Raw genomic sequence first — 9,249 nt, 5'->3', positions numbered from 1 at the left:
CTCGTTCGTCAGGTCACCCCACGCCACACAACGGATCATGCAATCCGAAAATCACCATCAGATCCACGGCCAACCCCGGGACGTACTTCCCAAACAGGCCCTAGGTTGTCACGTTCCACATGAGATGGACACGACCGGGTTGGGTGCCCTCTGTACCCGGGGACGGTAGTGGCAGGCCAGCACGACGACCTCCGCCCGCTCGAGGTCGATGATCTACAGTCGCCAGCGAAGTCGCTGCCCGTAACTACCCGTGAGGTTGTACGCCTACAGAATCTCCACCTACAGAATCTCCATGAGGATGCGGGGGCGGGGTAGGGGCGATCCGCTCGCGCTCGCCAACATGTCGCTGCGGCTCACACGTACGTTCCTGGAGGCTCCTGCTGCTGTCCTTTACCCACGCGATGATCTGGGCCCGTGAGGTGAAACCGAGCTTGCCGAGAATGCGCTCGACGTGACCTTCCGCCGTGCGCTGGGCGATCACCAGGTAGCTCGCGATCTCCTTGTTGCTCAGGCCGCGGGCGACGAGGTCCGCCACCTGACGCTCCCGGAGGGTCAGGGGCACCTCCGGCTCGCCGGCGGGAACGACGGGGTGGGCGACAGGAGTCCCGGTGCCCTGGGTAGCCGCGGCGACGGCCTCGTCCAGGTCGAGTTCCGCGCCCTGCGCCAGGGCGCGTTCGAGCTTCCGTTGACCTAGGACGCGTCGCAGGGACGCCTCGCATCGGTGGTGGAACGGGGCGAGCCCGAAGGCGGCGATCGACGCCCCGGTCTCACGCCAGATCCGCCCGGCCGCGCCGAGCAGGACCGCGGACTCGTGGTGCCGGCCGGCCGAGGCCATGACCCACGCCTGCTGCTCCAGCGCGACAGCGATGCCGGCATGGTCGTGGAACGCGTATTTCAGGGAGATGGCCGCGGCATGGTGCTCCATCGCCTGCTCCAACTCGCCTAGCTGCCAGGCCGCCAGACCGAGGCCGCACAGAGCGAACGAGCGGAAGCAGTATTCACCGAATCGCTCGGTCAACGCCACGCATTCCGCGAAGACGGTCGCCGCCGCGTCCTGTTCCTCGCGGATTCCGTGGGCCAGCCCGAGATAGAGCAGTGATTGGGCGAGGCCGAACGGCTCGTCGAGGTCAGCGAACCGGCGGCGGGCGTCCTGACTGCGCTCCACCGCCGCCGGCCTGTCCCCGCTGATGGCGGCGAGCCTGCCCTCGACGCAGGCGATGCGTGCGAGCACCCGCTGGTCGTGCACCCTAGCGGCCAGATCGCGAGCCTCGGCCAGCAGTGACGCCGCCGCGGTGATGTCGCCCTGGAGGGACGCGGCGTGGGCGGCCGATTGCAGACCGATAGCCCGGATCCCGTCCGGCTCCGTGGCCTTGCTCAGCCCCCGATCAAACCAGAAACGCGCCTCGCTGAGCAGCCCGATGGCGGCCCAGTATTGCCACAGGGCCACCATGATGGACAGAGCGGTCTCCGCCAGGCCCGGTGTAGTGAGGCAGAAGTCCAGCGCAACCCGTAGGTTCGCTTGCTCGCTCCGGATCCGCCTGATCCAGTCCAGTTGGGCCGGGCTGCACCACTGAGCGTCGGCGAGGGCCGCCATCCGGCGGTAGTAGGCGAGATGCCGACGGCGCACGTCCTGCTCCCGACCGGACTCGCGCAGGCGGTCCTGGCCGTACTGGCGAATGGTGTCCAGCATCCGGAACCGGACCGTCCCCTCGTCGTCGTCACGGACCAGAATCGACTTGTCAACCAGCCCGCTCAGCACGTCCAGCACGACTGCCGGCGGGCACCTGGCACCCCCCACCTGCTCAGCCGCCTCCAACGTGAACCCGTCGGCGAACACCGACAGGCACGCCCACATCTGCTGCTCGTCGGGATTGCACAGGCCGAAGCTCCAGTCGATCAGCGCGCGCAGGGTCTGCTGGCGGCGGGGCCCGGCTCTGTTGCCTCGCGTCAACAGGCTGTAGCGGTTGTCGAGCCGATCGAGGATCTGCTCCAGGGACAGCGTCCGGAGCCAAGCAGCCGCCAGTTCGATCGCCAGCGGGATGCCATCCAGGCGATGGCACAGCAACGCGACGGTCCGCCAGTTGCCCTCGTCGAGGCTGAATTCCCCGAGCACCGCTGCCGCGCGTTCCGCCAGCAGGCTCACCGCCTCGTACTGGACGAGCCCGCCAGCCAAGGCGGACTGGTCCGCGCCCGGGGCCGGCACCGGGGGCACCCTCAGCGGGGGCACCCCCAGCACCCGTTCCCCGGCCACCCCGAGCAGGTGGCGGCTGGTTGCGATGACCCGCAGGCCCGGGCCCGCGCGCAGCAGGGTGTCGACGAGCCGGGCACACGCGTCCACGAGGTGCTCGCAGTTGTCGAGCACGAGCAGGATCCTGCACGGAGCAAGGTGCGCGGCGAGCGTCGCCGCGGTCCATCGCCCGGAGAGGCGCTGCAGGCCCATCGCCTCGGCGACCGCGTCGGCGACCAGTGACGGGTCGTCGAGGTCGGCCAACTCGGCGATCCAGACACCGTCGGGGAACGCGCGCTGCCGGTCCGCCGCGAGCCGAAGGGCGAGGCGGGTCTTCCCGACCCCCCCGGGCCCGGTCAGCGTGAGCAACCGGGCGCCGGACAGCAACCGCAATGCCTCTGCCAGCTCCCGTCTGCGACCGACGAAGCTGGTCAGTTCCGCCGGCAGGTTCGACCTTCCACGTCCGGACACATACAACACCGTCCCGCTACCTGCGGGGGGACACAACTGGGGCGGACAGGTGGGCGGACAGGTAGTGAAACAGGTAGTTCTCCCGTCCCCGCACGCCGGTCCGTCGCTCAGGCTGTGCCCATGCCGAGAACGCAGACTGCACTGCCGGCAGCCTTGGGATGCCAGGCGCCGGAGCCGCGGCGACTGGCGCGGTACCCCATCCTGATCATGGCGCTGCCCCCGCAGCCGACGTCAGCGCGGGCAGCCCGCCGGTTCGTGTGGGACGCACTGAGTGGAGGGAGATGTCCACCTCGTCGAGCCCACTGAGCTGCTGGTGAGCGAGCTGGCCAACACAAGCCCCTTGATATCGTCGACACCAGCCCTGTGCACTTATGACGAAGTAAATTTCATGCGAGACCAAGCATGCGAGACCAAGTGCGAAAATCCAGCCGGCAGACGAGGCCGACCCGCGCCCCCCTGCAACTTCGACAAATCCCTGATTTGATGACCAACGAGAAAGCCCATTCAATGGGGGGCGTGCCGACGATTCGGCGGACGACCTCCGAAACTGATGTCGTGGTAGTCGGTGCCGGCATCGTAGGCCTGGCGAACGCCCTTCAGCTTGCCAAACGAGGCCTGCGAGTAACGCTGATCGACAACCTTCGCGACAAGAAACACAGCTACAAGGTCGGAGAGTCGTTCCTAGGCTTCACAAGTGCTTTTCTCCGCGCTGTGGGCGAGCTGGACAAATTCATCACCGAGAAATCATTCGCGAAACTCGGTGTATGGTTCTCCCACGGCACGGAGAACAGATCAGACTTCCGCGACGCCACCGAGTGGGCCATCAATGCCGACCCGAATCCGCCGCACTATCTCTACGATCTTGCGCCCGACAAGAAGTGGTTCCGCTGCATGTTCCTCGACATGCAAATCGTCCGCCCCGAAGCGGAGGATGCGATGTGCGCGGCCGTCCGACGGCGTGCTGGAATAACTTTCGTCGACACCGCCCGAGTGAGCGACATACAGATCTCCCCGGGAGCGGACTGGCATCAGGTGGAATGGCTTGACGGCACAACCGGAAACAGTAACATCATCCGGGCGCGCTGGGTCGTCGACTGTTCTGGGCGCAACCGGTTGTTGGCCCGTGGCCGCGGACATGCCGCGGAGCGGCGGGAACTGACTGACGGATTTCAGACGACGGCCGTCTGGGGCCAGTTCGAGGGCGTGACCGACGGTCTGTTCGGTGACGAGTGGACGCATACCTTCCCTAACGGCCGCAATACGCAACGCGACCTGTACACCGTACATTTGTGTGGGGGCGGTTACTGGATCTGGGTCATCCGGCTCTCGAAGGACCGGATCAGCGTCGGTGCGACTTTCGACCAGCGGTCGGCGCCACCCGGCCGAACTCCGCAGGAGCAGTTCTGGAATCTCATCCGGCGGCACCCCGTCCTCGACAAGGTAATCGCACCGGAGTCGCTCCTTGAGTTCCGGACCTACCGCAACGTCCAGCACTGGACCGACACGTTCGTCAGCCCGCAGCGATATGCAATGGTAGGCGACGCGGGCAGCATCATCGACGCCTACTACAGCCAGGGAATCGCGCTGGCCCTGGTGACCAGTTGGCATCTCGCCAACATTATCCAGGACGACGTCCGCTCCGGGCACCTGGACCGGGCGTATATCGAGCGGGTGAACCGAGCCACTCGCCAGGACTGGCACATGCTGCGCGCGATGGTCCGTGAAAAGTACACTGCCGCGATCGCGGACCCTCGCTTCTTCGTGTTGTCCCACGTGCTCGACATGATGGTCTTCTGGTCGGTGGGCAGCACCCGTTCAGCGATCACCCGATGGCTCGTCGACACCGAGGGCGACACTACTCGGGAGACCCCGAAGCACCGCCGCGTCCGGCGGCGTCTCCAATCCACGCTGTTCTACTCCCGGGCCCCGCTGTGGCGGTGGTTGCCGCCGGAAACCGTGCATTGGATACAGAGCCGGCTACAGGCCAACCTCGCTGCCCGCGCACGCTGGCGGCTGGATCACGGTGTCAAGCTACCAACGGTTCGTAGCGTCCAGAACGTCACCGCGCCGCTGCCTAAGGGGACGTAATGAAGTAACAAATACGTGATCGAGAGCATCGTCGCAGGTCACAGGCCTGTGGAGGGTTCGAAACGCGCAAGTTATTTCATTTCGACTCCTAAGCTGTGGTGGCTGGCGATCGGCGGGGACCGGGGACGAGATATTTCAGCTCATGACCTGGTGGAACCCGCGGAACTACGACCTGAGGGCACCGCGACCTGGTTGGACCGGTTACCCGTGCCGGCCAACACCCGATTGCGGTGGGTGATCCGGCTGCGGCCGTACGCCCTGCTCGCCGGATTCACCGCCGCCTATCTGTGGGACGGGGCGGACACGGCGGTCCGACGCCTACGCCTGCTTGTACGCCGCCCCAGCGACAGCGCGACGGCCAGCGAATTCGCTAACCGCGCGGCCTTACTGAGGAAGGATGAATGAAAGCCGTTACCACTGGGCGACCGATCGCCTACCTACATTTTGACTCGCAGCATGCGGAGTACCCACAGATCGTTACTACCCTGGCTGACTACGGTGTCACGGCAGTCGCGGTTCACCTCGACAACGTGCACGCCGTCGACTGGACAGCGTTCGATGGCGTGAACCTACGAATGTGCCGCGGCTTCCACGAGCGGCCCGACTTCCTTGACAAGATCCGGAAACTTTACCTGGAGCTGGACGGGAAGATTCCCATTCTGAACTCGATGCGGGTGGCCGTCGGGACGCTCGACAAACGGCGGTACCTGTCAGAGCTCGAACAGGACGGCATCGCGGTGATCCCGACCCGGTGGGTTTCCCGGGGCGAGGACGTGACGATTGACACGCTCATGGCCCAGACCGGATGGGACCATGCCGTCATCAAGCCAACCGTCTCGGCCGGCTCCTGGCGCACCTTCCGGGTCTCACGGAGCGGGCCGAGCACCTCAGCAACGCACTTCGTCCGGAACGGCCACAAAGCAACGTCGACGACGGGCCTGGCACCACGCCGCGGCACGGAACCCGAGACTCTGCTCCGTGACCTGGTGTCCACTCATCACGTCTGTGTCCAGCCCTTTCTTTCATCGATCCTGACCCACGGGGAACTCTCCTTCGTCTTCCTAGACGGAAAGTTGAGCCACACGGTCCGCAAAAGAGTCGCCCGGGACGGCGGCTGGTGGGCACACGAACCGTTCGGCGGCCGGAACGAAGTGATCCAGCCGACACCAGCCGAGCGTGAATGGGCGTACGGTGTGTATGAAGCACTGGAAAACCGATACGGACCGTTGATCTTCGGCCGGGTTGACGGCTTGCGGGACGAACACCGTGTGCTGCGGCTACTGGCATGTGAGCTCGTCATCCCCCGTCTGCTCCTGACCGAGGGCAACGCCTACGACACGTACGCAAAAACCATCATGCGGGCGGTTGGCGGCTGACCCGATGATCTACCAAGAAACGCTCGCCGGCCCGGGGGGAGCAACGGTTATGTACGCAGCGCATCGGACCTACCCGCGGTTTACCTCGTCCTCCCACTCTCGCTCGTGCTCGGCGTCACCGTCGGTTTAGACGTCCGCCTGCCCTTCCCAGGAGTAGTGATGGTCAACGCATCCGGTCCGGTAGCCGCGCTGTCGTCCCATGTACTTCTCGTTTTCCTGCTCCAGATCGCCGTCCTGCTCGGGCTGGCTTATCTCCTCGGGCGGGCGGCAATGCGGCTGGGAATGCCGGCAGTGGTGGGTGCACTCCTCACCGGCGTGATCCTCGGGCCATCCCTGCTCGGCACGCTCGCGCCTGGCTTCGCCGGCTGGCTGTTGCCCGCACGGGCCGACCAGTTCCATCTCCTCGACGCCGTCGGCCAGCTCGGCGTGATTCTGCTGGTCGGATTCATCGGCATAGAGATGGACATCCAGATGCTGCGGCGCCGGGGTCTGACCGCCGCCCGGGTCGGCCTCGCCGGGCTGCTGGTTCCGGTGGGCCTCGGCGTCTTGGCGGGTCTGCTGCTGCCCGGCTCTCTCGTCGCGGACGGCGCCCATCGGCTGGTGTTCGCGCTGTTCCTCGGCGTCGCGCTCGGGGTCAGCGCGATCCCGGTAGCCGCGAAGATCCTCATCGACATGAACCTGCTGGACCGCAACGTCGGCCAGCTCACCCTGGCCGCGGCCGCAGTCGACGACGTGGCCGGGTGGTCCGCACTCTCCATGATGTCGGCGATGGCGACCACGGGCGTGCGTGGCAGTGACATCGCCGTGCCGGTGGTCAGCGTGCTCGGCGCCGTGCTGGCCGCCCTGGTAGCCGGTCCTCCGACGGTCCGAAGGGCACTTCGATACGCCAGCACGGCGCGCCACGGCGGTGGCCACATCGTGGCCATCACCGTACTGATCCTGGCCGCGGCGGCGGCCACGGAGGCGCTGAGACTCGAGGCGGTCTTCGGCGCGTTCATCGCCGGCATCGTCATCGGTTCCAGCCGGGGTTTCGCTCCCGACCGGGTCGCGCCGCTGCGGACGGTGGTGCTCACCGTACTGGCGCCGATCTTCTTCGCCACCGCCGGGCTACGGGTCGATCTCGGCAAGCTCACCGACCTGTCGGTCCTCGCCGCCGGCCTGGTGGTCCTGCTGCTTGCCGTCGCAGGCAAGTTCGCCGGCGCCTACCTCGGCGCCCGGGCCAGCCGGCTCGGCCACTGGGAGGCCCTCGCGCTCGGCGCCGGGCTCAACGCCCGCGGGGTCATCGGCCTGGTCGTCGCCGGAGTGGGGCTGCGCCTCGGCGTGTTGAACACGGCAGCTTACACGGTGGTGGTTCTCGTGGCGCTCGTCACCACCATGATGACCCCGCCGATCCTGCACCTCACGATGCAACGGGTGGAGCACAGCGCAGACGAGACACTACGGCGGCTGGACCCCACCAGCGACACCGAAAGCGCACATTCCGCTGCCCGACGCTAGCGCTGGCCTTGCCGTCAAACACCCGTATCCTACAAAAGGTTGTTTCGTAACTCGGTCGGATGTGGTGTAGGTGGGGCGAGGATGTTCTCGACCCGCGCGACCCGACCGGGTCACTCCCGCTCGTCAGCCCGTCGGGAAGACCACGGACAGGTCAACGGCTGCAGGATTGGCTCTTCGGGATTGCCCTGTCACCCTGCCTCTACCTGCCCAGGGGTGCGAATCCCCTAGGCCACCGACCTAAAAAGCTGTTTTAGAATTACCCCGGTCCCGTATCCCAACCCGATAAAGCAAGCTGTCGACCGGTTGGCACGCCGAGCGCCGGAGTCCGATCCCTGGCGCTCGGCGCGCGTCCGAGGTCAAGACAAGATTTAAAACAGGTTCTTAGAATTTTCCGCCGGGAGGGGTGGGGACCGCCGTCTGGGCCAGGCCATTCGTAACGTGGCCGATGACCCCGGCCGGCGCCGGCCGGGGTGTCGCGCCTTGCAAACTCTCGGTACTGGACCGCGGCACGGGCACGGCGCCGCCGTTATCCTGCTTGTAGCTCTGGCCGCAGCCACTGAGGAACAGAGCCGATGGAATGACGAGGGCGCCAAGCACCGTCACCATGGCTCGACGGTCACGGTGTCTCGGTGTCCGGGGCCGCCGGGATCGGAAGGAATATATGGTGTCCATAATGATTCAGTAGTCTACTGCCCTATGCGCAACTTTTCCACCTACCCGAGAGGTCGGGTTTTCCACCTACCCGAGAGGCCGGGAAGATCCTGAAACGTCCGCCCGTTGGGCACAGCCATATCTCCGGCGGGTGAACCAGCCCGCTTCTTCCAAACCTTGCGGGCGTCCTTGACAATCAGGCGCGAGAGCCCGTTCTGAATCTTGAAGCCATGTGCTCTGTGTGCTCTGTGTATTCGAGCAGGAGGTTCTTCGCGCGCCAGGCAGCGTCGATCTCGAAGGCGGCCTCGCCGCCGAGGGTTGCCAGGGTGGTCAGGATCCGGTTGCGGCCGGCCGGGGTGAGCGTCCGCGGGGCCCCGGACGAGAAGTCCTTTGATCGTGTACTCGGGGTCGGTAGCGCGGCCGCGGCGGCCGCGGATCCGGTGGGTGGCCCTTCGGCGGACATCACCGACCGCCTTGTTGGCGCGGTGGGACCGACCCGGGGCGCGGTACTGGTGTTTCCACCGACCCGTCTCCCCGGGCCGTCCCCCGAACCCGGCGTACCCATTACTGGGCACCGGGCCCTCCACACGTTTACGCGCCGGTCATACCGTGGCCTGTTGCGTGCTGTCAGACCACCGGTGCTGACCTGATCCTCACCAAGGATTCCAGCCTTCAGAAACGCCTTCACCAGCGTGGACACGCGCCTGTCAGTGACCCTTTTCCGCAGCCGGCCCATGACGACCGAGTGCGAGATGTTGTCGAAACAGACCTCGATGTTCCCCTCGAACATCCACTCGTATCCCTGGGTGGCGAAGTTGTGGGTCTCAGCTATCGCGTCATACGCCCGCCGGCCCGAGCGAAATCCGTAACTGGAGGGGAGGAAGGCCACTTCCCTACCTGCCAAGATGAGACGAGACAGGCAGTACGTTCCATCTAGGG

5 protein-coding genes are annotated in these 9,249 nt (G+C 66.0%); 3 read left to right on the top strand and 2 right to left on the bottom strand.

What is annotated here, in order from left to right; all coding sequences use genetic code 11:
• Positions 1–244: 244 nt before the first annotated feature.
• Positions 245–2,698 carry an ATP-binding protein gene (locus tag AC08OQ_RS14130; protein ID WP_476601486.1) on the bottom strand — a complete coding sequence of 818 codons (2,454 nt, stop codon included), beginning with the start codon at positions 2,696–2,698 and terminating at the stop codon, positions 245–247.
• 483 nt (positions 2,699–3,181) lie between these two features.
• Here AC08OQ_RS14130 and AC08OQ_RS14125 point away from each other — a divergent pair, with 483 nt between their 5' ends.
• The 3 genes from AC08OQ_RS14125 (at position 3,182) to AC08OQ_RS14115 (ending at position 7,659) form a co-directional block, all read left to right on the top strand.
• Complete coding sequence (locus AC08OQ_RS14125) at positions 3,182–4,786, top strand: NAD(P)/FAD-dependent oxidoreductase (protein WP_476601485.1); 1,605 nt, start codon at positions 3,182–3,184, stop codon at positions 4,784–4,786.
• Positions 4,787–5,187: 401 nt separating this feature from the next.
• On the top strand, positions 5,188–6,162 hold the full coding sequence (locus AC08OQ_RS14120; RefSeq protein ID WP_476601484.1) for an ATP-grasp domain-containing protein: 975 nt from the start codon (positions 5,188–5,190) through the stop codon (positions 6,160–6,162).
• A gap of 159 nt (positions 6,163–6,321) precedes the next feature.
• Positions 6,322–7,659 (top strand): cation:proton antiporter, encoded by a 1,338-nt coding sequence (locus tag AC08OQ_RS14115; RefSeq protein ID WP_476601483.1) that lies wholly within the window; start codon positions 6,322–6,324, stop codon positions 7,657–7,659.
• 847 nt (positions 7,660–8,506) lie between these two features.
• On the opposite strand, the gene AC08OQ_RS14110 is transcribed toward AC08OQ_RS14115, so the two are convergent.
• The coding region (locus AC08OQ_RS14110; protein ID WP_476612106.1) for an RNA-dependent RNA polymerase family protein at positions 8,507–9,249 on the bottom strand (743 nt) is incomplete at its 5' end.

The sequence above is a fragment of the Frankia sp. CcCS3 genome (assembly GCF_977927575.1).
This window is presented reverse-complemented; position numbering and strand designations above follow the sequence as displayed.